This window comes from Fodinicola feengrottensis, assembly GCF_039530045.1.
Taxonomy (GTDB): Bacteria; Actinomycetota; Actinomycetes; order Mycobacteriales; family HKI-0501; genus Fodinicola; species Fodinicola feengrottensis.
In genome coordinates, this window is sequence record NZ_BAAANY010000023.1 from 25,699 (window position 1) to 51,118 (window position 25,420).

The following is a 25,420-nucleotide window of genomic DNA, read 5'->3' on the forward strand; positions in this document are numbered from 1 at the left end:
CGAGATGCTGGCCCGCAACGCCGAATCGCTCTACTGGATCGGCCGGTACGTCGAAAGAGCCGACGACACCGCCCGGATCCTGGACGTCTCCGTGCACCAACTGCTAGAGGACGCCACCGTCAACCCGGACACCACCAGCCGCAGGCTGCTCAGCGTGTTGGGCATCGAAGGCCCGGCCGGCGCGACCTTCGATGTGTGGTCCTTGACCGAACTGGTGGCGTATTCAAAAGACCAGGCCGGCTCGATCGTCTCGTCGGTGACCAGCGCGCGGGAAAACACCAGGGGCGCGCGCGAGGTCGTTTCGGCGCAGATGTGGGAATGCCTCAACGCGATGTGGAACGCGATCCCGGACCGGCAGCGCTATGCCCGCCGGGTCGGTCCACATGCGTTTTTCAGCTTCGTCGAGGAAAGAGCGGCGATGTTCGCCGGGCTGGCGGACTCCACGATGAGCCGCGACGACGGCTGGCGGTTCCTGGTCCTTGGCCGCTCGGTCGAACGCGTCGACATGATCGTACGACTGCTGCTGTCCAGGGTCGGCGACCGCGCCTCTTCCCCCGGTTGGGTCACCGTGCTGCGATCGGCCGGCGCGCAGGACACTTTCCTTCGTACGTACCGAGGCACCCTGGACGCCGGCCGGGTCGTCCAGTTTTTGTTGCTGGACAGGCTCTTCCCGCGGTCTGTCTTCCACGCGTTACGGCAGGCCGAGTCGTGCCTGGAACAGCTGGACAACCAGCCGAGCGTACGCGTCGGAGCCCGCGCGGAGGCGCTTCGGTTGCTCGGAAAAGCGCGCAGCGACCTGGAATTCCTGCGCCCGGACGACCTGCTCGACGACCTGCCGAGCCGGCTCGGGACGTTGCAGGAATGCGTACGCGAAGTCGGTGAAGCGGTGTCGTTGCAGTATTTCCACACCGCGCCCTGGGTGGCTTGGACCAACGCCCAGCTGAACAGTGAGGTGCAGCGGTGAGCTGGCGGATCAGGGTCGTACACACCACCGGCTACCAGTACGAGGCGCCGGTCACCCAGTCGTACAACGAGGCCCGGCTGACCCCGCGCAGCGACCGGCGGCAGAACGTCGTCGTCACCCGCGTCGAGACCTCGCCGGCCACCCGGTCGTACCGGTATGTCGACTACTGGGGCACCGAGGTGACCACCTTCGACCTGCACGCGCCGCACAAGCAGCTGACTGTCGTGTCGTCGTCGGTGGTCGAGACGGGTACCGAAGCGGAGCCGATCGACAAGGCCGGCTGGCCGGACCTGCGGGCCCCGGACGTGCTGGACCGCTACACCGAGCTGCTGGAGCCGACCGCGTACACCCCGAGGGACCGCGAACTGGCGGCGATCGCCCGCGACCTGCGGCGCGGCCGGCGGCCGGACGAAGCGGTGCTGGAGGCCTCTCGCTGGGTGCACGAGCAGCTCGCGTACCGGTCCGGGGCGACGGGGGTGCACAGCACCGCCACCGACGCGTGGCAGGCCCGGGAGGGCGTCTGCCAGGACTTCGCGCACCTCACGCTCGTCCTGCTGCGGACCATGGGCATCCCAGCGCGGTATGTTTCGGGTTATCTGCACACCAAGCCGAACGCGGCGCTGCGGGAGACCGTACGCGGCGAGAGTCACGCCTGGATCGAGGCGTGGACCGGCGGTTGGTGGGGCTACGACCCGACCAACGACATCCCCATCGGGCCCAGGCACATCTGGGTGGCCCTTGGCCGCGACTACGCCGACGTGGCGCCACTGAAGGGCATCTACTCCGGCGGCGACGCGGCCGCCCTCGAGGTTACCGTCGAGGTCACCCGCCTCGGCTAACCGTGTTTATGGCGGCCGTGCCTGCCGTCTTTGTTGCTAGTACTACAGGGCTGTAGTACTAGGGCGTGTCTCCAAACCCCAGGCGGCGAGGGCCGAGCCCACACGCCGCCTGCGAGCACCGGTCGATCACCCCCATACAACCAGGTATGAAGGCGACCGCCCGGCACCCGCAGGACGACGTGTGGATCTCGACCCTCATCCACCTGGGATTTGGAGACACGCCCTAGACGTTGTGGAGGGGGACGTTGCCCTCGGGCGTGTACGTGGTGTCGTAGTGCCCGTCGTGGTTGCTGTCGTAGTTGACGGTGTCGACCTTGCCGTCCTCGTTCGTGTCGTGCTGCGTGTAGTCGAACTTGCCGTCGTAGTTCGTGTCCTGCTGATACGTGTCGTACTTGCCGTCATAGTTGGTGTCGCTCGTGACGTGGTCGATCTTGCCGTCCTCGTTCGCGTCTTCACCCTTGTAGTCGGTGTGACCGTCCTGGTTGCCGTCACCGCTGACCCGGTCGAGGTAACCGTCGCCGTTGGTGTCCTTCCAGTACTGGTCGTACGTGCCGTCGTGGTTCGTGTCGTATTTGGCGTCGTCGACGATGCCGTCGTGGTTGTAGTCGTGGGCGACGAAATCGACCTTGCCGTCGTGGTTGGCGTCGCCGGTGATCGTGACGCTGCCGTCCGAGTTCTCGGTGTAGTCGACGTGGTCGTAATGACCGTCGCCATCGATATCGACGTTGGTCGAGTAGTCGTCGCTCATGATGTGTTCCTCTCGTGCGCGACACCACTGCGTGCCGCTGACTCTGCTGCCGTCGAAGAAGACTGTACGAAGACGGTGCAACGAAGAACATCCCCAAAACGCGCCACGGCGTTACGCGTCAGCCCAGTTCGGGAAAGAAATGCTTGATCTCCCGAGCCGCGGAGTCCGCGGAATCCGATGCGTGCACCAGGTTTTCCCGGTTCGACAAGGACAAATCGCCACGGATCGTACCGCCGGCGGCCTTGCGCCCGTCGGTGCTGCCAATCAGAGCGCGTACGACCTCGATGGCGGTGTCGCCCGACAACACGGTCGCGATCAGCGGACCGGAGGTGATGAACTCCCGCAATGGCGGGTAAAACGCCTTCTCCACGTGCTCGGCGTAGTGCTGGTCGGCGGTTTCCCCGTCCAGCGTACGAAGCTCCAGCGCCTCGATGGTCAGGCCCTTGCGCTCGAACCGGCCGAGGATCTCCCCCACCAGCCCGCGGCGCACCGCGTCTGGCTTCAGCAGCACGAGCGTACGCTCCGACACCTTTATCTCCTGTCTTTCATGCCCACTTGAGTCCCCAGCACTCTATCGGCGGCGGCAGCTGCTCGCCGCAGGCACCGGTCGCAGTGGACGCGACGACATCTCCGAGCGAGTGGAAAAGTCGATGTGTTGATCTTGGTTAGTTGGTCTACCCAAAACGGACACTCACCCGATATGTCCGCTTCAGGTAGACCAACTAACCAAGATCAACAACGGAAACCATGGACGGTGACGGATGCACCGACAAAACGGCGCCTGGTCCCACTTAGTGGTCGAAGTGGGCGGGGCGTAGGACAGTGCGGCGGACGTGTAGGACGTAAGCCCAGATGGCAAGGAAGACCAGGCCGAGCACCAGCAGGGCCCAGTTGAAGAAGCCGGTCAGGATGATCGCGACCTGGATCGCGGTGCCGAGGTGCCAGCCCCAGGAGCGTTTAAGGACGGCGCAGGTCAGCACGCAGACAGCGATCAAGCCGAGCAGGACGCCGATCTCGAGGCCGGAGACGTGACCGGAGAGTTTGGTCAGCGGTACGAGCGCGAGCAGCAGGACCAACGCTTCCAGCAGCAGGGTCGCCGACCCGACGCCACGGGCGGCGGCCTGCGGGTTACGCAGGCCCGACGTCGGTTCTTCCTCCTCGGGAGTCTCAGTCATCGCTTGAGCAACCTGCGCGCGTCGGCGACGGTCACTACCGAGCCGGTGATGATGACGCCCTGGCCGCCGAAAGCGGCGTCCGGGTTCTCGTCCACCCTGCGCACGGCCGCCTCGATCGCCTCGTCCAGGCGCAGCTCGACCTCCACCCGATCCCGGTCGAAGACCTGCACGGCGAGCGCGGCCAGGTCGTCGGCCGGCAGCGCGCGCGGCGAGCTGTTCTGGGTGATGACGACGGCGTCCACGTACGGCTCAAGGACTTCCAGCATCGCGGTGGCGTCCTTGTCGCTGAGCATCGCCACCACCGCGACCAGCCGGCTGAAGGCGAACTCCTCGCGCAGAGCGTCCACCAACACCTGCATGCCGGCCGGGTTGTGGGCGGCGTCCAACAGCACGGTCGGACTATTGCGTACGCGCTCCAGCCGGCCCGGCGAGCTGGCGTCGGCGAGGCCTTCCCGGACGGCCTCCAGCTCCAACTGCCGGTCCGCGCCGGCGCCGAGGAACGCCTCGACGGCGGCTACCGCGACCGCCGCGTTCTGCGCCTGGTGCGCCCCCTGCAACGGCAGGAACATCTCCTCATACCGAGCGGCCAGACCCTGCAGCCACAGCACCTGACCCCCCACCGCGATCTGCCGCTCCATGACGCCGAATTCCTCGCCTTCGCGGGCGAGGTTGGCGCCCACCTCGGCGACCCGGCGCAGCAGCGGCTCGACCGCCTCGACCGGCTGGATCGCGGCCACCACGGTAGAGCCGGGATGGATGATGCCGGCCTTCTCGGTGGCGATGTCGGCGATCGTCGGGCCGAGCAGCTCCACGTGGTCGAGCCCGATCGGGGTGATCACCGCGACCGCGGCCTCCAGCACGTTGGTCGCGTCCCAGGTGCCGCCCAGTCCGACCTCGACCACCGCCACATCCACCGGCGTGTCCGCGAAGGCGGCGAACGCCATCGCGGTCATCAGCTCGAAATACGTGACCGGCTGGTCGTTGCGGGCGTCCATCAGCTCCACGTACGGGGCGACGTCCTGGTACGCGGCGACGAACCGCTCGTCGTCAATCGGCTCGCCGTCGACGCTGATCCGCTCGGCTGGGCTGTCCAGGTGCGGGCTGGTGTAGCGGCCGACTCGCAGGCCCTGCGCCCGCAGCAGCGAGTCGATCATCCGCGCGGTCGACGTTTTCCCGTTCGTACCAGTCAAATGTACGGACGGATACGCCTTTTGTGGGTTGCCGAGCAGATCCAGCAGCTCGACGATCCGGGACCGGTCCGGCACCATCCGGCCCTGACCGCGACTTTCCAGCGCGGCCAGCACTTCCTCGAGCTGCTCGGACGCTTTCGCAGTGTTGCCGGCGTTGTTGCGGTGTCTCTTGTTGACGTTCACGCCGACGGCAGCCCCTTCAGCGCGGCGGTGATCCGGGCGATGTCGGCCTCGGCCACCGCGACCCGCTCCCGCACCTTGGCCACCACTGCCTCGGGTGCCTTCGCGGTGAACGCCGGATTACCGAGTTTTCCGGAGTTCTGTTGCTTTTCCTTCTCGGCGGCGGCCAGGTCCTTGGTCAGCCGGGCTCGCTCGGCCGCCACGTCAATGGTGCCGGACAGGTCCAACTCCAGTTTCAGCCCGTGTACGGGCAAAGCCGCGGTCGCGCTGAAGCCGTCCTCGGGCTCGGTCAGCCGCAGCAGCGCCCGCAACGAACCAGCGTGCTCGGCCAGGTCGGTGTCGGCGATGCCGGCGAGCCGCGCCGGCACCCGCTGGCCGGGCTTGAGGCCCTGCTCGGCGCGGAACCGGCGGACCTCGGTGACGACCTCCTGCAGCGCCAGCACGGTCGCTTCGGCCTTGGCGTCCCGAAATTTCTCCGGATCCGGCGAAGGCCACGCGGCGGTTATCAGCGTCTCGCCGCCGGTCAACGCTCGCCACAGCTCCTCGGTCACGAACGGCGTGATGGGATGCAGGACCCGCAGCAACACGTCCAGGACGTTCCCCAGCACCGCGCGAGTCGCGTCCGCGGCCGGACCGCCGGCCTGCAGGGTCGGCTTGGCGAGCTCCAAATACCAGTCGCAGACCTCGTCCCACGCGAAATGGTAGAGCGCGTCGGATGCCTTGCCGAACTGGAAATCCTCCAGCAGCTCGTCGACCTCGGCGATCGTCTGGTGCAGCCGGGACAACACCCAACGGTCCACAGTGGACAGATCCGCCGGGATCTCGCCGACAGTCGCGCCGTTGGCGATCGCGAACCGGGTGGCATTCCAGATCTTGTTGCAGAAATTCCGTGCGCCGCCCACCCAGTCCGCGCTGATCGCCTGATCGGTGCCCGGGTTCGCGCCGCGGGCCAGCGAAAACCGCAGGGCGTCCGCGCCGTACGCCTCGATCCACTCCATCGGGTCGACGACGTTTCCGCGCGACTTGGACATCTTCTTGCCGAACTGGTCACGGACCAGGCCGTGCAGGGCGATGTGGTCGAAAGGCGGCACGCCGTCCATCGCGTACAGGCCGAACATCATCATCCGGGCGACCCAGAAGAACAGGATGTCGTAGCCGGTGACCAGCACCGAGTTCGGATAGAACTTCTTCAGCGCGGCCGTCTCGTCCGGCCAACCGAGCGTCGAGAACGGCCACAGCCCAGAGGAAAACCAGGTGTCCAGGACATCGGCGTCCTGCGTCCAGCCGTCGCCAGGTGCATCTTCGTCCGGGCCAACACACCGCATTTCGCCATCCGGGCCGTACCAGACCGGGATCCGGTGGCCCCACCAGAGCTGCCGCGAAATGCACCAGTCGTGCATGTTGTCGACCCAGTCGAAATACCGCTTTTCCAGCGACTGCGGGTGAATCTTCACCCGGCCATCTCGTACGGCGGCGCCGGCCGCCTTCGCCAGCGGGGTGGTGTTCACGAACCACTGCTTGGAAAGCCGCGGCTCGACGGCCGTGCCACAACGCGAGCAATGCCCGACGGCGTGTACGTACGGCCGCTTCTCGGCGACGATCCGGCCCTCTTCGCGCAGCGCGGCGACCACCGCGGGGCGCGCCTCAAATCGGTCCAGGCCCTCAAAAGGTCCCTTCGCGGTGACCACGCCACGCTCGTCCATCACGGACAGCGCCGGCAACTGGTGCCGCTGGCCGATCTCGAAGTCGTTCGGGTCGTGCGCCGGTGTGACTTTCACCGCGCCCGTGCCGAAAGCCGGGTCGACGTGGGTGTCGGCGACGATCGGGATCCGGCGGCCGGTGAGCGGCAACTCGACCTCGGTGCCGACCAGGTGCGCATAGCGCTCGTCGTCGGGATGGACGGCCACCGCGGTGTCACCGAGCATGGTCTCGACCCGGGTGGTGGCGACGACGATCGAGTTCTCGCCTTCGCCATAACGGATGGAGACGAGCTCACCATCGTCGTCGCTGTGCTCGACCTCGATATCCGACAGCGCGGTCATGCAGCGCGGACACCAGTTGATGATCCGCTCGGCGCGGTAGATCAGGCCGTCGTCGTACAGCCTCTTGAAGATGGTCAGGACGGCCCGGGACAGGCCCTCGTCCATGGTGAAGCGCTCGCGTTCCCAGTCGACCGAGTCGCCGAGCCGGCGCATCTGGCCGAGGATCCGGCCGCCGTATTCCTCTTTCCACTCCCAGACCCGGGCGACGAAGTCCTCCCGGCCGAGGTCGTGCCGCGACCTGCCCTCCTTCGCGGCGAGCTGCTTCTCGACCACGTTCTGGGTGGCGATGCCGGCGTGGTCCATGCCGGGCATCCACAGCGTCTCGTACCCCTGCATGCGGCGGCGCCGGATCAAGGCGTCCTGCAGGGTGTGGTCGAGGGCGTGACCAATGTGCAGGTTGCCGGTCACGTTCGGTGGCGGCAGGACGATGCAGTACGGCTCGCGGTCGGATTTCTCGTCGGCGTGGAAGTAGCCGTTTGTTACCCATCGCTCGTAAGCGGGCCCTTCTACCGCCGCGGGGGAATACTGTGGCGGGAGGTCGGTGCGAGCGTTGGTGTCGGCCGTGGTTGTCACACCCTCAAGTCTACGGAGAACCGCGAGCCAATCATGCAGGGCATCTACCCCACGGAGAACGGCGTCATCGCGCTGCTGCTGATCGCCGCCATCGGCGTGATGGCGTGGCGGTTGTTCCTGCGCGGACCGTCCCGGATGACCAGGGCGCTCTACCTGGTGGCCGGCGGGATCCTCACGTTCACCCTGATCGGGCTGCTGGTCAGCTGGCTCGGTGCCCCCGACCAGAACCAGGCGTCGCATTCCACCGGCAGTGCCAGCTGGTCAGTGCGGATGGATCACTAAATCAGTGGCGTTCGGAAGCACCCGTTAGCGATCCTGGGTTATGCGCTGCGTACGGGATGACGATGTCAGGGCTTTCGCCGCTGCCGTGCTGGGCTGGCTCAAGCAAGACCCGGTCCGGAACACGGTCCTGTCCTCGGTGATCGCCGGCGCCGCCGGTGGCTATGTGGTCGACGGCGATCCATTATGGCTGCGCGTACTGGACGACGACGGTTCGCTTGCCGGCGTCGCCATACGTACGCCACCTCATCCGCTCGGCTTGTCGACGATGTCTCCGGCCGCTGCCGCCGCCGTCGCCGACTACTGCCGCTCCTTCGACATCGACATGCTGAGCAGCCTCACCACCTCCGCCGAGCCGTTCATCGCCGCCTGGGGACCGGCGACCCTGGCCCGGGGCATGCGCCTCTACCAGCTGGACGCAGTCAAGCCGCCAACCGGCGTACCAGGTCGCGCCCGGCTCGCCACCGAAGCGGACACCGAGCTGGCAGTCACCTGGCAGGCCGCTTTCGCCGCTGCGCTGGGCAGTCACAGTCTGGGCGCGGCCAACCTGCGCCGCCGCATCGGCCAGGGCCTGATCTGGCTCTGGGAGGTCGACGGCGAGCCGGTGGCAAGCGCATCCCGTACGGACGCGTCCGGTGGCGTCGTCCGCGTCGGGTTCGTCTACACCCCGCCAGCGCACCGCCGCCACGGGTACGCCGGCGCCCTGGTCGCCGCTGTCTCGGCCGACACCCTGGCCGCCGGCGCGACTGCCTGCTGCCTGTTCACCGACCTCGCCAACCCGACGAGCAACCACATCTACCAGGAGGTCGGCTACTACCCGGTCGCCGACTCCGGCGAGTGGACTCTCCACTAGTGGAGCCCGACCAAGGTCCGGCCAATCACCCAGAGGACCAAGAAGACCGGCACAGCCGCAAAGGCGGCGCCGGCGAGCAGAACACTGAACAGAATGCCGATCAGGACGCCGACGCTTCCGCCGCGGACGGTGCCAGGCAACCGGCGCACGGCTGCGCCCGCGATCGCGAGGCCCAGCAGAATCGTCGTGACAATCGGCGCGACAGTCACGATTCCTCTGCTGAGACCCGTTGGCAAACCAGAAATGGGCAGGATGGACAACACCGGAGAGAGAGCGATCGGCACCACCACTATGGCCATCGCGATCGCGCACACCACGTCAATGCCGCGCACTCGGCGCCGGGCACTCAGCACTGTTTCTGACATAGCCCAAGTGGACGACGCCGAACCAGCTGGTGACATGCCGAGCGGGACGGCGACTCAGGCAGCGAATTCCTGCCGGTTGGGCAGCCTATCGGCCTCCACAGCCGACGTTAGGACGCAAGGTCGGCGCGCATCGCGTCGCGGATGACGTCCACCGCCGTACGCAGGTCGGCGACCGCTTCGGTGACGGCCGGTGACTGGCGGTCCTCAGTGGTCAGCAACCGTCCCAGGCGTTCGGCGGCCGCGACGGCCTGCCGGGCCTGGCTCGCCATCCCGGCCGGCACCAGCAGATCGAAGTCCGTGGCGGCGAGCAGCAACGCGTCGGTGGCCGCGCGGTCCGGATCACGGCGGTCGGCGACCAGAGGTGCCGCCGCGCTGAGGAACCGGCCGTACATTTCCCGCACGGTCTCATTGCGGCGCTCCTTGCGGGCATCTTCCTCGCGCCGGCGGGCGCCACGATCGGCGACCAGCGCGCCGACCAGGGTGCCGATCACACCGACGAAAGCCGCCAGCAGGGCCACCACACCGGTCACCACGGCCACCCAGATTTCCATGTGACGCACCGTACCGGCGGTCGCGGCCGGCTGGCGGTTAGGGCGTCTGGAACCTGTGGTGGTTGAAAGTCGAGATCCACACGTCGTCCTACCGGTGCCGGGTGATGACCCAAATAGCAAAGCTATGGTGGGTCATCGACCGGTGCCGGTAGGCGGCGTTTGGGCTCGACTATCGGCCGCCACAGGTTCCAGACGCCCTTCGGGTGGAATCGACCTCGTCCAGCAGAAAGGCCCGCGACCGTGCCCGCCGACCACACCTGGGAGAAGGTGCCGGTCGGGCTCCAGGCGCCCCGCTGGCGGACGATTCAGCCAGCACGGACCGTGCTGGTGATCGTCCACACCGTGACCGCGGCGACGCGGCTTGCGGACGTGCTGCCGGTTTTCGACGCCGACCTGCGGATCCAGGTGGTTTTCACCACTCCGGGCACCTCTGCCGTACGGGCCGGAGTGGCCGAGGTGCTGGCCGCTCTCGGCGCCGCGACAATTCCCTGGGCGCAAGCACTGCAGACCGAGTTCGACCTCGCGATCGCGGCCGCGCACAGCGGCAGCCTGCACGAAATCAATGCCCCACTTGTCCTGCTCTCACATGGTATAGGATATACTAAGAATACGGCCGGGTCCCGGGTCCCGGGTCCCGGGTCCCGGGTCCCGGGTCCCGGGTCCCTAGGGCGACTTATGGGCTGTCGCCGCAGTGGCTTTTGCACGACGGACAGGTCTTCGCAGCCGCCGTTGGCCTTTCCCATCGGGAACAACTCCAGCGACTGGCCGATGCCGTCCCGCAAGCCGTCGACGTGGCCACCGTCATCGGCGATCCGTGCCACGACCGGATCGCGGCGAGCGCCGAATATCGCAGCAGATACCGTAAAGCGTTGGGCGTACGTCCACACCAGCGGCTCGTTCTGCTCTCGTCTACTTGGTGGCAGCACTCGCTTTTCGGGACCTGGCCTGATCTTTTCCGGCAGGTGATGGCGGACCTGCCGCTGGACAACTATCGGGTGGCCGCCGCCCTGCACCCGCATCTCTGGTACGGACACGGCGGCTGGCAGGTGCACAGTTGGCTGGCCGACTGTCAGCGAGCCGGGCTGATTTTGGTCCCGCCACAGGAAGGATGGCGGGCCGCGTTGATCGCGGCGGACTGCGTGATCGGCGATCACGGCGCAGTGACCACATATGCGACCGCACTCGACAAGCCGATCCTGCTGGCCGCGTTCCCGGTCGCGGACGTGGCCGGCGGCTCACCCGTCGACCTGCTCGGGCGGTCCGCTCCCCGACTCGACCGGACGCTGCCGCTGGACGCCCAGATCGACCGCGCGATAGACGAGTTCCGGCCAGGGCAATGGAAAGACGTCAGCGATCTGATCACGTCCGAGCCCGGCGCCGCGCTCGTACGCCTGCGTGCCCTTTTCTACCGGCTGATGGCCTTGCCGGAGCCAAACCACGAGCCGCCCGTACGGATTCTTCCAGCCGACTTTCCCGGTATATTGACAAGGCCGGACATCGCAGCCACCTTTGTCAGCGGCTCAGCGGCGGGCTCTGTCGTAGGGCTGACCCGCCGGCCCGCCGACGTCTACAGTGGACTGCCACTGTCGGCGCCGCCAGCTGGCGCACATTTGTGTTGTCACGCCGAGCATCCGGTCCGTTCACTGCTCGGCAACGCCGAAGTGGTCTTCCGACGCGCCGGCGAGGTCGAGGGAAGCACGCCGGACATCCTGGCCGATCTGCTTGTTCATCACCCCGGCTGCTATCTCGCCGCGCTGATCGACGACGACGTCTGTTTCGTACGTACGCGCGAAAACGACGCCATCCTCAAGGTCCACACTCCGCCGGGATTCCCTCCCGAAGCCGCCGCCTCCGCCGCCTACTTCCTGCTCCTCACGGGTCCGCTGCCCGCCACCGTCGCGGTCACCTTGGGTGGCGTCGAAAACACCCTGGAAATCTCTTCATAACCGGCCCATCACCGTACTGGTAGATCGTGTACCACTCGTAGAGCGTCGACCGGCCGACATCCGGCGTTACCTGAATCGTCTGAGGATCAACGCCCGCTCGCAGCCGGGTTCTGGCACCATTCTCACCAAAGTGCTTAGGGCTTGAACGCGCGCGCTCCGTGTTTTGCTGATGTGATTGAGAAATGAGTACGTTCCGATCGTACGAACTCGATCTTTTTGACGGTGATGGCGGTAGAGTGGTGTCATGGCCGCCGGCGATGAAGTCGCAGATCCAGAGCTCTGGATGTGTAAACCCCGGCAGTTGGTCGATTTGCTGCGTGCAGCCGAGCAGGACATTCGGCGGCGGCAGGCGCGGGCGTTGGATATTGTCGCGGCGATTCATCGGAACCGGGTCGGTAAGGCACTCGGGCATGACAACACCATGAGGCTACTGCAAGATAACCTCCTGCTGTCCCCGACCGAGGCTGGTCGTCGCCTGAAACGGGCGTTGAACCTGTGCAGCAGCCAAGCACTCACCGGTGAAACCCTCGTACCCAAACTTGGTCTTGTCAGTGACGCTATGCGCAGAGGTGAACTCGCGGATTCCCACATCGACACGATTCTGGGGATCGTGAACAGGCTCCCCGCCAGGGTGAACATCGAAGAACGCGAAGGTGCCGAGGCTTCCCTGGTGGAACACGCGAAACATCACCCCGCCCGCCGCCTCGTCGAACTTGGCCAACGCATCCACGACCACCTCGACCCCGACGGCCCAGCACCGCCCGAACGGGAGAACGAGAAACCGCGCCGCGAACTGTCCCTACACACCGGTCGTGATGGGCGGTTGAATTTCCGGGGCTCCTTCGACGGCGAAACGGGCACCCTGCTCACCGAAATCCTCAGCCCACTGGCCAAACCCCACCCCACCCAAGACGGCCACCGAGATGAGCGGTCAGTCTCCCAACGCAACGGCGACGCGCTCGCCGAGGCGCTTAATCTTGTTGCGGACTCCGGGAAACTCCCCGTCCAAGGGCAGGAGCGGCCTCACCTCACTATTACCCTGGACTGGGAACTGCTCCGGGAACGTCTCGGTGTCGCGTACGCGCACACCGGCATCGCTATCTCTCCAGAATCCGGCCGCAGGCTCGCCTGCGACGCGGACATCACCCCGATGCTTCTGGGCAGGAACAGCGTACCGCTCAATGTTGCCCGCACCGAACGACTCATTCCCGCGCACCTACGAAAAGCACTCATAGCGCGGGATAAAGGCTGCGCCAGGTGCGGTCGACCACCTCGCTGGTGCCGTGGCCATCACGTCACTCACTGGGCCGATGGTGGCGATACTTGCCTGGAAAACTGCGTGCTCCTGTGTGATGCCTGCCATCGACTGATCCATCATAGCGACTGGGAAGTACGCATCATCGACGGAATCGTCGAATTCATCCCACCCGCGTACCGGGACCCTGAACGAAGACCCATCCGCGGAATCAACCAACTCGCCGCATAAACAAACCACCCGGCCGCCGGGCACCACCACGCCCGGCGGCCCACAACCCTGCCCGGACGTGCTCATGCGCGGAGATCACGACGTCGTCGACCATGCCGATGTCGCCAACCGCGGGTACCGCCCCCTGAGCGTCGCCCCTCAATTCTTGTCATTCGATGGAGCCCCTTGTGTCTGGTTTAGGGGCGCCGGCGGCGTGTTGATGCACACGCCCGGACGTTGGTTGAATCAACGGACAACAATCGCATCAACTCAGCGCCACCATCCGGTGTCCCCGCTTGCACGGTCGTGAACCTCCGCACCTAGCCTGTCGAGTCGTTAATTCGCGCCGTTAATCGGTCAGTCTGGGTTTATGGCTGGTCGTGGGCGTCCTCGTCGGGAGTTGGTTGTTTCTGCGGCTGATCGGGAGGTGTTGATGTCGTGGGCGCGGCGTCGGAAAACGGCTCAGGCGTTGGCGTTTCGGGCGCGGATTGTGCTGGCGTGTGTGCGGATGGGGCGCAGAACCAGGTGGTGGCCCGGGAGTTGGGGACCCGACCGCAGACGGTCGCCAAGTGGCGGAACCGGTTTGTCGAGGCTGGGTTAGGTGGGCTCAGTGACGAGGCGCGTCCGGGTCGGCCGCGGGCGGTGACTGATGCGCAGGTGGAGAACGTGATCATCCAAACCTTGGAACACCAGCCGCCGGACGAGGGAACGCACTGGTCAACGCGGTTGATGGCGAAGCAGGTCGGGATGAGCCAGACCGCGGTGTCGCGGGTCGGCGCGTGTTCGGTCTCAAACCGCACGTGGTGGAGTTCTGGAAGCTGTCCACCGACCCGTTCTTCGTGGACAAGGTCCGTGATGTGGTCGGTCTCTACCTGAACCCGCCGGAGAACGCGCTGGTGTTGTGTGTGGATGAGAAGTCCCAGATCCAGGCGCTGGACCGCACCGCGCCGGTGCTGCCGGTCATTGCCCGGTGTCCCCGAACGCCAGACCCATGACTACGTGCGCGCCGGGACAACGTCACTTAGGTCGGGCGTTCTCATCCTGAACCGGTCGGTCTATAATAAGACCGTGCGGACAAGAGGCGAGCGGGATGGTCGTACGTTCACCGAGCAGGCTCGGCGGGCCCAGTTGGTGGCCTGCGCGATCGACCTGGTGGCCCAGAGCGGGTACGCGCAGGCATCGGTCAGCAAGATCGCCGAACGCGCGGGCGTGGCAAAGAGCGCTGTTCTCTACTACTTCGACGGTAAAGAAGAACTGCTCCACGCGCTGATCACGGAGATTTTCCTGACGGCCGTGCCGGTGATGGTGCCGGCCGTCGAGGCAGAGTCAACCGCAGTCGGGAAGCTGGGCGCGTACGTCCGGTCCAACGGTGAGTTCATCGCCACGCATCGAAACCATGCTCTGGCGATGCTGGAGATCTGGACGAGCTACCGGTCGCCGGCCGGGCAGCGGCTGGACGAAGTCATGGCTGCCTCCGTCGCCGACCGGCCACCGGTCGGTGACCTCGCGGCCTTGGATCCAGCGCCAATTCTCGAACTCGGGCAACGAAACCACGAGTTCCGCGCGTTCAGCGTGCCAGCTATGGCGATCGCCGTGCGCCAAGCCGTCGACGGCGCCGTGCTCCACCTGTCCCGGAACCCTGATTTCGACGTACGCGGCTATTGCGAGGAACTCGTCACAACTTTCGACCTGGCGACCAGGAGGCAGCAATGACCATCCGGATGGCTCATCATGACGGCATCGACCTCGCGTACGAGACGATCGGGCCGGCCGGCGGCGAGCCGCTCCTGCTGATCGCCGGGATCTCACAAATGCTGACCTGGCCCGACGACTTTTGCGCCGCATTGGCGGCCCGTGGATTTTTGGTCGCCCGCTTCGACAACCGGGATACCGGCCTCTCCACGCATCTGCACGATGCCGGGCGTCCGAACAAGCTGGACCTGTTGCTGCGGCCCGCCTGCGCGGCCGCCTATCAGCTGACGGACCTCGCGGACGACGCGGTCGCCGTGCTGGACGCCATCGGTTGGTCCAGCGCGCACGTTGTCGGCGAGACTTTCGGCGGCATGATCGCCCAGTCGATGGCATTCCGCTCTCAGGATCGGGTACGCAGCCTGACCTCGATCGCGTCGACACCGTCCTCGCGCATCGGCCGACCCAGCCTCGCCACCCTCGTACGGATCCTGCGAACGGGCCGGTCCATCGACAGCGCTGAGGATTATGCCCAACATGTAAGGGATCTCGACGCGGTCCTCGGATCCAAGGCCTATCCGCAGGACGAGGCGATGATCCGCGAGTTCGGCCGGCGCAGCTTTGAACGCGGTCACGACCAGGCCGGCGTCGAGCGACTTTCGGCGGCGTTTCAGGCATCCGGCGACCGGCGCGGTGAACTGGCTACCCTGCGGCTGCCGGCGCTGGTCATCCATGGCACCGCCGACCGCGCCTTCCGGCCGATAGGTGGCCGCGCCACCGCGGACGCCATCCCGGGCGCGCGGTTGGTCACCTATCCCGGTATGGCCAGCAATGTCCCACCGGCGCTGTGGTCCGTGGCCATCGACGAAATCGTCGCGATCATGCGGTCGACGGCCGGCGACACACCCCGGGCTGGTACGACTATCGCCTGATTCGGTCGGCGCGAGCTGCTAAATGGTGTGCATTCGGCGGAGATATTCCTGGGCGGCCGGGTGATCGCCCAGAGCTTGCGCCGTACGAGCGAGGGATTGCAGCACCCGACGCGCGCTCACCAGCGACTTTTCCGCCAGGAACAACGAAAGCGCCATTTCCAGCGGCGCGATCGCTTCGCGGGCTCGCTGGCCGTGCCGCAAGGCGTCGCCGTACTCGTGCAGGATTTTGGCGTAGTTGTCGCGATCCGCGCTGTCCTGGAAGAAGGTCGCCGCGATCGACAGATCGGCGAACGACTCGGGCAGGTGATCACGCCAGCGGTGATACGCCCGGCCGCGGTGGAAGTGCCCCAGCGCGACAGCGCGCCCACGCCCTTCAGCATCGGTCAGCCGGGCCTGAGCCAGGTCGATCGACTGGCTATAGAAACCTACCGCTCTTTCGTACGCCTGCCGCTCAAGCAGCACTCGCGCCTTCCACTCCAGGGCGCTCTGCTGCCCGAAAACGTGGTCCTGGTCGACAGCGATCCGATACGCCGTATCGACAAGCGTCTCGGCGCGGTCGAGTTTTCCTTCCCGAAGCTCCAGAGTCGCGAGCTGCAGCGACAGATGCATGAGCGGCAACGGGAGGTTCGCTCGCTCGGCGGATTTCAGCGCCACTTCATGGACTGTCCGCCAGTTGTCGAAATGGTTGTGCAGATGCAGGACCGACCACAGGGCCTCGCCGAATGCCACTGCTTCCCGGTCAAACCCACGGTCGTGGGCCAGCAACACCAGCTGCACCAGGATTTCCAGGTTCCGCTCCAGCCACGCCAGCGCGACCTCGCGGGTCCGCTCCCGGGCGACCCGATCGGCGAGATCGCACGCCGCCGCCACCCGCTGGAAAATCTCCAGCACCCGCCAGCGATCGGACAGCACCAGCTCGTACGAGACAGCCTTTTCCAGATACCACAGGAGCATCCTGCCGACCGCTTCCTGCTGCACGTCCGGCGAATCGACCTCGTCGCGACGAGTGGCCGCGTCGCGCCAGACGCTGCTGTGGAACCGGTAGCCTTCGGAGGCGGTCGTCAGCAAATTCTTGTTTCGCAGTTCGGTCAACGCGTTGACAGTGGTCACGAAGTCGGTGCCCAGCAACGCCATCGCGGCGTCCACCGAAAACTCCAACTCCGGCAATGGATGCAGGCTGAGCAGCCGGTACGCGCGTTTTCCGGCTGTGGACAACTGATCGTAGGCGGAGTCGTACATTTGCCGGAACACCCGGCCCCAGTCTTTCACCAGTTTCGCGTCCACGAACCGCAGAACGAGTTCCTCCGAGCCGGCCGGCAGCCCGGCCAGCGTCTCGGCGCCCACCGCGATCAGCTGCGGCATTCCACCGGTGCCGCGGACGATCGCGTCAGCGACCCGCGGCGTACAGGCGATCCCCCTTCGGCGGAACCGGAGTTCGGCGAGCTCCGCCGCATCCTGGTCTTTCAGCGGCTGGATCTCAAAAGGCACGTACGAGCCGGGCAGCCGATCCCAGCGGTCCCGGCTGATCAGCACCACCAGACTTCCCGGCGCGTGGAAGCGGAACACCTCGGCGATCGCCGGCCCCACCACGCCGTCCAGCACGATCAACACTCGCCTGGTGGCGACCTTTTCCCTCAACCGGGTGGAAAGCAGCCCCACGTCATCGGTCAGCGTTGCTGCGTCCACGCCCATATACGTCAACAACTGGCGCAGGTAGGCGGCTGGCCGGGCGAGCACCGCGCCCTCGACACTGCCCAGCTCGACACACCAGGCGCCGTCCGGAAATTCGGTGTCCAACTGCCGAGCCAACTGGTAGATCAGCTGCGACTTGCCGACCCCGCTCGGCCCATACACATGGACGTACGCACATTGGCCGGCAGCTTTCGCGTCCTCCAGCACCCGGCGTATCGCAGCCAGCGGGCCCCCACGATTGACGAAGGTGTCGTCCGGCTGTGGCATTCCGTGCAGAGCTGTCGTGGAACCTGCTGCCATCCCCGCTCCCGTACCACTGGCGACCGCGTCGGCACCGACCGTAGCGCACTCGCAAAACTCGTGCGCCCCTATCTTCAGACCATTTCAGCGACCAGCCATTTCGGCCGCTGTTACAGGCGCATGGTGAGGACGGAGGGCACGGTGGTGGGGGCGGCGAGGCGGAGCAGGCCGTAGCCGATGCCGGCGAGACCGGTCATCAGGGACGGCAGCCGCACCCCGCGCGGGAGGCCGCACAGCCAGCCGTACGCGTCGAGGCCATCGAGGATGCCTGCCGCCGCCGGAGCACAGTCGTACGACGGAAGTGACAACAGCAGGTCGAGGTTGCCCAGATCGCCGTGGCAGAGCGAGAAGTTACGTCCGAAGCCAGCCTCCACAGCGGTCACCGCGGCCTGCACCTCAGTGTCCAAGACCGGGTCGTCCAGGGTGCCGCGAATGTCCATTCTGGACAGTCCGATCCCGGTGGCGCCGTGGCACCAGGCGACCGCGGGGGGCTCGTCCTCGGCGCGTACGTCCAGCCAGTTTCCCAGCGACGGAACGAAAAGCGTCCGCTCGTACGCCAGCGCCGCCACCGCGGTTCGCGCGTACAACGGCGATCCGAGCAGATCGGCGGCCTTGCACAGGGCCCACGCGATGCCTGCGGCGCCATGTCCGAAGCCGGCGAGGGGTCGACTGACCTGCGAGCGCAGCGGCTCCGGCACCCAGCCGACGCCCACGGGTTGCGCGGCGGCGGTGGCGACGAGGTGGTCGGCGCAGGCGCGTACGACCTCGCGTACGCGCGCGCTTGGCGCGACGGCGTACCAAGCAGCGAGACCGCCAATGTTTCCGGCAGAGCCGCCCACCACGTCGTACGTCTCATCGGTGGCCGTGAGCGCGGCGATCCGCTCGACCACCGGACCCGCCAGGTCGGTGGCGGCCGGCCAGTCACCGGCCAGCCGGGCGAGGGCGTAGAGCAGCCCGCCGGCCGAGTCCAGGCCGCCGGTCAGCCGATTGGCTCGGCGCGGGATCTGCAGCTCCAGCGTGGCGCGGGCACCGTACGCGGCCGCTCGGTGCCGCCGCTCGCCGGTAACTCCGGCCACGGTGTCGAGAAAAAGCGCGATCCCGGCCGTGCCGCTGTAAAAGTCCGGCCCGAGCGGCACGACCACCCAACCACCGTGCGGGGTCAGCGTCGGACCGCTCCAGGCGAGGTCCGACCGCCCCGCGTACGCACGGCGGATCAACTCGTCGGCGATCGCGGCGGCCTGGTCGATCGCCCGCGTCTTCACCTTGTCCGAGGTACCACGCGCGTACGGGTAGCGTGCCGTGTTCGCCTCACTGGCCGCTCCGGGCGAGCCCGCCGACACCGCGGACCGGAGCAGCCAGCGCTGCCGGTCGAGGTCGGCGGGGCCGAGCGCGTCCAGCTTGGCGAGCACAGTGGAAAGCGGCGCGGCGGTGACCGCCATCGGAATGGGTACGCCGGTGCCTCCGACCGCGTCGACACCATCGGTCCGCACCGCGAACACCGGAATGTCGTTGTTCCACAGGTCATGCTGTTCGTCGGCGACAAAAGGCAACGCGGTCTGGTCCCGCGCGGCCAGCGCCCACAACCGGTCGAAATGCCGGTCCCGATCCAGCGCGTCCCGCAACAGATCCGGATGGAAGCTGGCGCCCAGCAACGAGCCGTATTCCAGTGTGTCCCGGCGCAACAAACGGACCTCGTCGGCGCCGAAGGCGATCAGCAAGGGCCGGAGCTCTTCGCGGTGTGTAGAGAAAATCTCGTACGCGGCGGTGAACCCCGCATCCAGCGCGTCCAGTTGGTCCAACAGATCCACTGGCCGATCCGATGGCTGAGCGCCGGTCGGCTGGAGAGCATTCCGTACGTAGTCGACATGCATTTCGTCGGTCCACTCGCCCGTTAGTTCCGGGCTGGGCCGTGGGATCCGCTCGCCCGGCCGCCAGCCCAGCGCTGACAGGTCCACCCCGCCGTGATCCGATTCGGCCCACGAGCGATAGGGCAGCATGCCGGACCGTACGACCGAATGCGCGATCCCGGCGTAGGCGAGTCGCTCGCCGTCGGACAGCTTCTTTGGCGGATCAGGGAATTCTGGCTGCAGCAGCGTTTCCAGATCGACCAGCACCGGGTGCTCGCCGGCCGCGATCAGGTTCTGCGCATGGCAGTCAGTGGCCTCGAGCAGGTACGTCAGCGCCACCAGGCACCCACAGCGCCAGTAGAACCGGCTCAGCTCCGCTTCATCCGCACAGGGCGCGGCTTCCACGTGTTCGATCCACCCATAGCCGTCCCCAGCCAGCACTTCCAGCCGCCGCAACGGATGTTCCAGGTGCTGGTTGAGCCCATCCACCACCTGCTGGAAATGTACGTCGACACCGACCGGGCGCGGCTTGTACAGCAGCCGCAAGCCGCTTTCGAAACCCAGCCGAGCCACCGTGGCACCACCCCGATGCCGGTCCCCGAGCCCCACCTCCACAGTGGACAGCTGGCCAACGTCAGCGCCGAAAGTCGTGGTCAGCGCCGGCAGGTCGGCGACGAATCGGGCGAGCAATCGGGTCTGGTTGTCGAGCCAGGCCTGCGTGGCAAGCGTCAATTGGCGAGCCAGCACGACATATTCGGTCAACAGTGCCACCGCGAACTCGCGATCGCGAAGCCGTACGACGAATTCCTCGAAGCGCCCACCCGGAGTGTCCGCGGTCAGCTGCCCGGTGACGCGGGCGACGTTCAGCTCCAGCACCATCGTACGAGCCGCCATCGCATGCAGCTCGGCCGTCAATGCCGGCAGGAAAAGCTCCGCGACGGAGTGCGACAAGAGCGGGCTCACAGCGGCTCGGAGCTGGTCCCGGGCCGACGCGACCAACGGACCCACCAGTGTGGCGAAAACGTGCTCTTTCGGAATGTCGACCGGCGGCGCGGGATTCTCGAAACATTCGACCAGCCAGTCGATCCAGGTTTCGGTGGACGCCGGGACAGCACCGGCGAGCTGCGCGCGTACGCTCGCAACGTCGCGGCCGACGGCCGCCAGGCGCCTCCCGTACCAGTCTTTTTCGGTGCTGTCGAACGGTTCCTGTTGCCGCCAGCGGGTGAGCCTGCGGTCCGCGCGAGCCAGCTGGTCCGGATCGTCACTCACCCGCCCATTGTCCGGGCCGCGGAATACCAATGGCACAGCTCGGCCGGCCGCCGACCGTAAACCGTCGAGCTTCATGGGCGCACTCCAGGTTTTCCTTGACAGTTGATAAATGTCGCATTCCTCGCCGGACCGGCGAGGAATGCGACGTTTTCCGCGGCCTGCTCAGTTGCTGCAAATCCGAAAACAGCTGGTCGCGAACTCGCAGGTATTCAACGAAAGCGCCTGACTTGCATAAAGCTCGGACTGCGGGACACCGGCCGGGTGGGTTGGCACGGCGTCGGGCGACAGGCTGAGTCGGTAGTCCTCGTCCTTCCAGGCCCGCACGAGTTCAATGGTGGACATTCGCACCTCCGGTGAGAAAAATTGTGGACACCGGAAAACGTACGCGGAAAATCCGAATCTCCCGGAAAAAATCAGACCACTGACCAGATCCGGCCTCACCCTGACAAATGTCAGCGGAACTCATCGGGGCCGGCCGGGAGATCTACTTGACAGAACTCCGACGCGCACTGAAGAGGAGATAGCTGATCAGCAAAGCGCTAATGGCGACCGACGCGGCCATCGGCAGCGGGGCCGCGGTCGCGCCGACCGCACCGATCACCGCGCCGATGATAGGCGGCAGGATCAGACCGCCGATGTTGGCGGCGGTCAGGGCGATCGGCAGCGCGTCCCGGCCCAGGCCCTGCCCGCTCACCCACGCGAGCGCGGTCGGAAAGATCGGCCCCATCGCGGCACCGACGAGAAGGTACGTGAAGCCGCCCAGCGGCAGCGCCCACGTCACCACCAGCAGACCCGCCGCGAGGCCGGCGCAGCCGAGCATCAGCCGGCCGGCGCCGATCCGGGCCGCCACCGGTACGACCAGCAGCCGGCCACCGGCCAGCCCCACATAGAACAGGGACGTGGCGCGTACGGCCGTGCCCGCGTCCGCTCCGGCGGCCAGCAGGTGCGTGGTGGCGAAGCTGCTCGCGGCCACCTCGGTGGCCACGTAAGAGCCCAGCATCGCGGCCACCAGCGCCAGCCGCCCGTACGACTGCAACTGCGTGTTCCTAACGGGCCCCCGCGAAGGAGAGTCGGCCAGCACCTCGGGGGCAGCGGCGCCCTCCGGGATGGTGGAAAACCCGGTCGGCAGCCGGCTGACCAACACCGCCGAGAAGATCGCGACCAGCACGTACGGCAGGTAGGCAAAGCGCGGCGGCAGGCCCGGCAGGCCGCCGGCGAGCCCGGACACCACGAACGGGCCGACCACCGCGGCTACTCCGAAGACGCCGTTCAGCAGGTTCAGCAAGCCGGCCGACCTGCTCCCGTACGCGACCGCGATCACGCCGTTGACCAGCGCGGTCGCCGCGCCGTAGCCCATCCCGACGATCACCAGCGACCCGCACACCAGCCACCAGCTGGGGGTGGTGGCCGCGCCGACCAGACCGACCGCCATCGTCACGCCGGTCGCGGCGAGCAACACCCGGGCGTGAAAGCGCCGGTTGAGGAAAAGCACGATCAGCGTGCCCGCGATGCACCCGAGCGGGACCGCGGACACCAACAGCCCGGCGTCTTGCGGTCCGACCCCGAATTCGGCGCGGATCCCCGGCAACAGCGGGCCCAGCGTGGAAACCAGCAGGCCCATAGTCACGAAGACGCCGAAACATCCGACCAATGGCGCCAACGGCATTTTGCGGACAGCCGTCATCTCAGACGCCACTGCCTACCTTCCAGAAAGCAGCGCGAACAGAATCAGGGCGACCAGGATCAGGCCGACTTGTCCCGGCGCTCGCGCTTGCTGAGCGTGTCGCGCGGCACGATCGTCGGGTTGACGTGTGACAACACCACATCGTTGGTGATGACCACGCGGGCCACGTCCGAACGTGACGGGATCTCGTACATCACCGACTGCAGGACCTCTTCGAGGATGGCTCGCAGGCCGCGGGCGCCGGTGCCGCGCAGGACCGCCTGGTCCGCCACCGCCTCCAGCGCGTCCTCGGTGAACTCCAGCTCCACGCCGTCCAGCTCGAAGAGCCGCGCATACTGCTTGATGAGCGCGTTCCGCGGCTCGGTGAGGATCTGTACGAGCGCGTCGCGGTCCAGGTTGCGGACACTGGTGATGACCGGCAGCCGGCCGATGAACTCCGGGATCATCCCGAACTTCAGCAGATCCTCCGGCATGACCTCGGCATACACGTCGTCTAGCTCGGTCCGCGACCGAATCTCGGCGCCGAAGCCGATGCCCTTGCGACCCACCCGCTGCTCGATGATCTTCTCCAGCCCGGCGAACGCACCGCCCACGATGAACAGCACGTTCGTCGTGTCGATCTGGATGAACTCCTGGTGCGGATGCTTGCGGCCGCCCTGCGGCGGCACCGACGCGGTGGTGCCTTCCAGGATCTTCAGCAGCGCCTGCTGGACGCCCTCGCCGGACACGTCGCGGGTGATCGACGGGTTCTCCGACTTGCGGGCGATCTTGTCGACCTCGTCGATGTAGATGATGCCGGTCTCGGCGCGCTTCACGTCGTAGTCAGCGGCCTGGATCAGCTTGAGCAGGATGTTCTCGACATCCTCGCCGACATAGCCGGCCTCGGTCAGCGCGGTGGCGTCGGCGATCGCGAACGGCACATTCAGCATCTTGGCCAGCGTCTGGGCCAGATGCGTCTTGCCGCAGCCGGTAGGGCCGATCAGCAGGATGTTGGACTTGGCCAACTCGACCTGCTCGGCGTTGGACCGGTGTGCCGCGTTCTCCGCCTGCACCCGCTTGTAATGGTTGTAGACCGCCACCGCGAGCGAGCGCTTCGCGTGATCCTGGCCGACCACGTACGAGTCCAGGAACTCACAGATCTCGATCGGCTTGGGCAGCTCGTCCCACTTGAGATCACTGCTCTCGGAAAGCTCTTCCTCGATGATCTCGTTGCACAGGTCGATGCACTCGTCGCAGATGTAGACACCGGGACCAGCGATCAGCTTCTTCACCTGTTTCTGCGACTTCCCGCAGAACGAGCACTTGAGCAGATCGCCGCCATCGCCGATGCGTGCCACTGACGAACCCCATCCTTGTCGTGGCCGGCCAGGCAAGGCCGGGTGTCATGCCGGTCCCGGCTGCACGCCGGCGGTGCATCTGGTAGTCACCAAGTATGCATCGCCAGCGTGGCGTCCGGAGCCACTAACAGACCGTACCTCGTCCGACGCTCTAGGCCGAGCCCTCTTTGTCTCGCGCGTCGCACTTCTTACTTAATCAGCCCGCGTTGGTGAGGCTTGCCTTGCGGGATTCCAGGATCTGGTCGATCAAGCCGTACTCGACGGCCTCCTGGGCAGTCAGGAAGCGGTCCCGCTCGATGTCCTTACGGACCTGCTCGGGCGTACGGCTGGTGTGCTTGGCGATGATGGCCTCCATCTGCGTACGCATCCGGAGGATCTCCTTGGCCTGGATCTCGATGTCCGAGCCCTGCCCGTAACCGCCCTCGGTGGCCGGCTGGTGGATCAGCATCCGGGCGTTGTCCAGCGCCATCCGCTTGCCCGGCGTGCCAGCGGCCAGCAGCACGGCGGCGGCGGACGCGGCCTGCCCGAGGCAGACCGTCGACACGTCCGGGCGCACGTACTGGATGGTGTCGTAAATCGCCGTCATGGCGGTGAAGGAGCCACCCGGGGAGTTGATGTAGATCGAGATGTCCCGGTCCGGCTCGCGCGACTCCAGGCTCAGCAGCTGCGCCATGATGTCGTTCGCCGCACTGTCGTCGATCGGCATGCCGAGGAAGATGATCCGGTCCTCGAACAGCTGGTTGTACGGGTTGGTCTCCTTGATCCCGTACGAGGTCCGTTCGACGAAGCTCGGCAGGATGTACCGGTTGGTGACCGGGGCGAAACCGTTCACGGCTGAAACTCCCTGCTCAATGTTCTGAAGATTCATCGGGTTCGACCGCCCGAGGCGACCTGCTCGGCGACCGAGATCACGTGGTCGACGAAGCCGTAGTCCTTGGCCTCCTGCGCGGTGAACCAGCGGTCCCGGTCCGCGTCGGCCTCGATCTGCTCGAACGTCTGGCCGGTGTGGAACGCGGTGCGCTCCTGGAACATCCGCTTGGTGTAGATCAGCTGCTCGGCCTGGATGGCGATGTCGCTGGCCGTACCGCCCATGCCGCCGGACGGTTGGTGCATCATGACCCGCGCGTGCGGCAGCGCGTGCCGCTTGCCGGTGGTGCCGGCGCACAGCAGCAGCTGTCCCATCGAGGCGGCCATGCCCATCGCGTACGTCGCGACGTCGCACTGAACGAACTGCATCGCGTCATAGATCGCCATGCCCGCGGTCACCGACCCGCCGGGCGAGTTGATGTAGAGGTGGATGTCCTCCTCCGGGCTTTCCGCCGACAGCACCAACAGTTGCGCCACGATCAGGTTCGAGTTCTCGTCCTTGACCTCGGAGCCGAGGAAGATGATGCGCTCTCGCAGCAGCCGGTTGAAGACGGAGTCGTCGAAACCCATGCCGGACGCGCCAGCGGATCGTGCCGCCGGATCCCCCGGGGTGTACAAGTCAGTCACCGGTAT

Annotated in this window: 23 protein-coding genes and 1 pseudogene; 9 read left to right on the forward strand and 15 right to left on the reverse strand. The window is 66.5% G+C overall.

Annotated features, from left to right (window positions below; translation table 11 throughout):
- Nucleotides 1-4 precede the first annotated feature (4 nt).
- Nucleotides 5-964: an alpha-E domain-containing protein gene (locus ABD301_RS28240; protein ID WP_163571656.1), complete on the forward strand. Its 960-nt coding sequence runs from the start codon at nt 5-7 to the stop codon at nt 962-964.
- Nucleotides 961-1,803, forward strand: a complete 843-nt coding sequence (locus tag ABD301_RS28245; protein ID WP_163571655.1) for a transglutaminase family protein — start codon at nt 961-963, stop codon at nt 1,801-1,803. The genes ABD301_RS28240 and ABD301_RS28245 overlap by 4 nt, the downstream gene beginning before the upstream one ends.
- 223 nt (nt 1,804-2,026) lie before the next feature.
- Here ABD301_RS28245 and ABD301_RS28250 read toward each other — a convergent pair whose 3' ends face one another.
- From ABD301_RS28250 to ABD301_RS28270, 5 genes are all read right to left on the reverse strand, one after another.
- A complete protein-coding gene (locus tag ABD301_RS28250) occupies nt 2,027-2,551 on the reverse strand; it encodes a hypothetical protein (protein ID WP_344313412.1) in 525 nt (174 codons plus the stop codon).
- 118 nt (nt 2,552-2,669) lie between these two features.
- Nucleotides 2,670-3,080, reverse strand: a complete 411-nt coding sequence (ndk, locus tag ABD301_RS28255) for a nucleoside-diphosphate kinase (RefSeq protein ID WP_344313413.1) — start codon at nt 3,078-3,080, stop codon at nt 2,670-2,672.
- Between the two features lie 262 nt (nt 3,081-3,342).
- Nucleotides 3,343-3,726 (reverse strand): DUF4233 domain-containing protein, encoded by a 384-nt coding sequence (locus ABD301_RS28260; RefSeq protein WP_163571653.1) that lies wholly within the window; start codon nt 3,724-3,726, stop codon nt 3,343-3,345.
- Nucleotides 3,723-5,099 (reverse strand): bifunctional folylpolyglutamate synthase/dihydrofolate synthase, encoded by a 1,377-nt coding sequence (locus tag ABD301_RS28265; protein ID WP_344313414.1) that lies wholly within the window; start codon nt 5,097-5,099, stop codon nt 3,723-3,725. The genes ABD301_RS28260 and ABD301_RS28265 overlap by 4 nt, the downstream gene beginning before the upstream one ends.
- Nucleotides 5,096-7,711 carry a valine--tRNA ligase gene (locus ABD301_RS28270; RefSeq protein ID WP_344313415.1) on the reverse strand — a complete coding sequence of 872 codons (2,616 nt, stop codon included), beginning with the start codon at nt 7,709-7,711 and terminating at the stop codon, nt 5,096-5,098. The genes ABD301_RS28265 and ABD301_RS28270 overlap by 4 nt, the downstream gene beginning before the upstream one ends.
- A gap of 33 nt (nt 7,712-7,744) precedes the next feature.
- Between ABD301_RS28270 and ABD301_RS28275 the strand changes: the two genes are divergently transcribed.
- Together ABD301_RS28275 and ABD301_RS28280 are read left to right on the forward strand one after the other, a co-directional pair.
- Nucleotides 7,745-7,993, forward strand: a complete 249-nt coding sequence (locus tag ABD301_RS28275; protein ID WP_163571652.1) for a hypothetical protein — start codon at nt 7,745-7,747, stop codon at nt 7,991-7,993.
- Nucleotides 7,994-8,033: 40 nt separating this feature from the next.
- Nucleotides 8,034-8,843 (forward strand): GNAT family N-acetyltransferase, encoded by an 810-nt coding sequence (locus ABD301_RS28280; RefSeq protein ID WP_163571651.1) that lies wholly within the window; start codon nt 8,034-8,036, stop codon nt 8,841-8,843.
- On the opposite strand, the gene ABD301_RS28285 is transcribed toward ABD301_RS28280, so the two are convergent.
- From ABD301_RS28285 to ABD301_RS28295, 3 genes are all read right to left on the reverse strand, one after another.
- Nucleotides 8,840-9,208, reverse strand: a complete 369-nt coding sequence (locus ABD301_RS28285; RefSeq protein ID WP_344313416.1) for a hypothetical protein — start codon at nt 9,206-9,208, stop codon at nt 8,840-8,842. The genes ABD301_RS28280 and ABD301_RS28285 overlap by 4 nt on opposite strands.
- Nucleotides 9,209-9,315: 107 nt before the next feature.
- Nucleotides 9,316-9,759 (reverse strand): hypothetical protein, encoded by a 444-nt coding sequence (locus ABD301_RS28290; protein WP_163571649.1) that lies wholly within the window; start codon nt 9,757-9,759, stop codon nt 9,316-9,318.
- Nucleotides 9,760-10,064: 305 nt separating this feature from the next.
- Nucleotides 10,065-10,322 carry a hypothetical protein gene (locus ABD301_RS28295; protein WP_344313417.1) on the reverse strand — a complete coding sequence of 86 codons (258 nt, stop codon included), beginning with the start codon at nt 10,320-10,322 and terminating at the stop codon, nt 10,065-10,067.
- A 135-nt stretch (nt 10,323-10,457) separates the two neighbouring features.
- Here ABD301_RS28295 and ABD301_RS28300 point away from each other — a divergent pair, with 135 nt between their 5' ends.
- The 5 genes and pseudogenes from ABD301_RS28300 (at nt 10,458) to ABD301_RS28320 (ending at nt 15,791) form a co-directional block, all read left to right on the forward strand.
- Nucleotides 10,458-11,705, forward strand: a complete 1,248-nt coding sequence (locus ABD301_RS28300; RefSeq protein WP_344313418.1) for a hypothetical protein — start codon at nt 10,458-10,460, stop codon at nt 11,703-11,705.
- A gap of 244 nt (nt 11,706-11,949) precedes the next feature.
- Nucleotides 11,950-13,191 carry an HNH endonuclease gene (locus ABD301_RS28305; RefSeq protein ID WP_344313419.1) on the forward strand — a complete coding sequence of 414 codons (1,242 nt, stop codon included), beginning with the start codon at nt 11,950-11,952 and terminating at the stop codon, nt 13,189-13,191.
- A 349-nt stretch (nt 13,192-13,540) separates the two neighbouring features.
- Nucleotides 13,541-14,193, forward strand: a pseudogene (locus ABD301_RS28310) (IS630 family transposase); the annotation flags it as partial.
- A gap of 45 nt (nt 14,194-14,238) precedes the next feature.
- A complete protein-coding gene (locus tag ABD301_RS28315) occupies nt 14,239-14,883 on the forward strand; it encodes a TetR/AcrR family transcriptional regulator (RefSeq protein ID WP_163571611.1) in 645 nt (214 codons plus the stop codon).
- Nucleotides 14,880-15,791, forward strand: a complete 912-nt coding sequence (locus ABD301_RS28320; RefSeq protein WP_344313420.1) for an alpha/beta fold hydrolase — start codon at nt 14,880-14,882, stop codon at nt 15,789-15,791. The genes ABD301_RS28315 and ABD301_RS28320 overlap by 4 nt, the downstream gene beginning before the upstream one ends.
- Nucleotides 15,792-15,809: 18 nt before the next feature.
- Here ABD301_RS28320 and ABD301_RS28325 read toward each other — a convergent pair whose 3' ends face one another.
- The 7 genes from ABD301_RS28325 to ABD301_RS28355 all read right to left on the reverse strand — a co-directional run bounded on the left by ABD301_RS28325 (nt 15,810) and on the right by ABD301_RS28355 (nt 25,357).
- Nucleotides 15,810-17,783: an AAA family ATPase gene (locus tag ABD301_RS28325; protein WP_344313421.1), complete on the reverse strand. Its 1,974-nt coding sequence runs from the start codon at nt 17,781-17,783 to the stop codon at nt 15,810-15,812.
- Nucleotides 17,784-17,893: 110 nt separating this feature from the next.
- Complete coding sequence (locus tag ABD301_RS28330) at nt 17,894-20,899, reverse strand: type 2 lanthipeptide synthetase LanM family protein (protein WP_344313422.1); 3,006 nt, start codon at nt 20,897-20,899, stop codon at nt 17,894-17,896.
- A gap of 162 nt (nt 20,900-21,061) precedes the next feature.
- Complete coding sequence (locus ABD301_RS28335; protein ID WP_163571639.1) at nt 21,062-21,241, reverse strand: mersacidin/lichenicidin family type 2 lantibiotic; 180 nt, start codon at nt 21,239-21,241, stop codon at nt 21,062-21,064.
- Nucleotides 21,242-21,383: 142 nt separating this feature from the next.
- A complete protein-coding gene (locus ABD301_RS28340; protein WP_344313423.1) occupies nt 21,384-22,583 on the reverse strand; it encodes an MFS transporter in 1,200 nt (399 codons plus the stop codon).
- Between the two features lie 59 nt (nt 22,584-22,642).
- Nucleotides 22,643-23,920 (reverse strand): ATP-dependent Clp protease ATP-binding subunit ClpX, encoded by a 1,278-nt coding sequence (clpX, locus tag ABD301_RS28345; RefSeq protein WP_344313424.1) that lies wholly within the window; start codon nt 23,918-23,920, stop codon nt 22,643-22,645.
- 196 nt (nt 23,921-24,116) lie between these two features.
- Nucleotides 24,117-24,788 carry an ATP-dependent Clp protease proteolytic subunit gene (locus ABD301_RS28350; protein ID WP_163571636.1) on the reverse strand — a complete coding sequence of 224 codons (672 nt, stop codon included), beginning with the start codon at nt 24,786-24,788 and terminating at the stop codon, nt 24,117-24,119.
- Nucleotides 24,785-25,357: an ATP-dependent Clp protease proteolytic subunit gene (locus ABD301_RS28355; protein WP_163571669.1), complete on the reverse strand. Its 573-nt coding sequence runs from the start codon at nt 25,355-25,357 to the stop codon at nt 24,785-24,787. Before ABD301_RS28355 ends, ABD301_RS28350 begins: the two co-directional genes overlap by 4 nt.
- Nucleotides 25,358-25,420: the final 63 nt, after the last annotated feature.

Bases quoted from the DNA above. Each gene is read 5' to 3' on its own strand.
- ABD301_RS28240 (WP_163571656.1), top strand. From the start codon at position 5: ATGCTGGCCCGCAACGCCGAATCGCTCTACTGGATCGGCCGGTACGTC.
- ABD301_RS28250 (WP_344313412.1), bottom strand. From the start codon at position 2,551: ATGAGCGACGACTACTCGACCAACGTCGATATCGATGGCGACGGTCAT.
- ABD301_RS28260 (WP_163571653.1), bottom strand. From the start codon at position 3,726: ATGACTGAGACTCCCGAGGAGGAAGAACCGACGTCGGGCCTGCGTAAC.
- ABD301_RS28275 (WP_163571652.1), top strand. From the start codon at position 7,745: ATGCAGGGCATCTACCCCACGGAGAACGGCGTCATCGCGCTGCTGCTG.
- ABD301_RS28280 (WP_163571651.1), top strand. From the start codon at position 8,034: ATGCGCTGCGTACGGGATGACGATGTCAGGGCTTTCGCCGCTGCCGTG.
- ABD301_RS28285 (WP_344313416.1), bottom strand. From the start codon at position 9,208: ATGTCAGAAACAGTGCTGAGTGCCCGGCGCCGAGTGCGCGGCATTGAC.
- ABD301_RS28290 (WP_163571649.1), bottom strand. From the start codon at position 9,759: ATGGAAATCTGGGTGGCCGTGGTGACCGGTGTGGTGGCCCTGCTGGCG.
- ABD301_RS28305 (WP_344313419.1), top strand. From the start codon at position 11,950: ATGGCCGCCGGCGATGAAGTCGCAGATCCAGAGCTCTGGATGTGTAAA.
- ABD301_RS28320 (WP_344313420.1), top strand. From the start codon at position 14,880: ATGACCATCCGGATGGCTCATCATGACGGCATCGACCTCGCGTACGAG.
- ABD301_RS28325 (WP_344313421.1), bottom strand. From the start codon at position 17,783: ATGGCAGCAGGTTCCACGACAGCTCTGCACGGAATGCCACAGCCGGAC.
- ABD301_RS28335 (WP_163571639.1), bottom strand. From the start codon at position 21,241: ATGTCCACCATTGAACTCGTGCGGGCCTGGAAGGACGAGGACTACCGA.
- ABD301_RS28340 (WP_344313423.1), bottom strand. From the start codon at position 22,583: ATGACGGCTGTCCGCAAAATGCCGTTGGCGCCATTGGTCGGATGTTTC.
- ABD301_RS28350 (WP_163571636.1), bottom strand. From the start codon at position 24,788: ATGAATCTTCAGAACATTGAGCAGGGAGTTTCAGCCGTGAACGGTTTC.
- ABD301_RS28355 (WP_163571669.1), bottom strand. From the start codon at position 25,357: ATGGGTTTCGACGACTCCGTCTTCAACCGGCTGCTGCGAGAGCGCATC.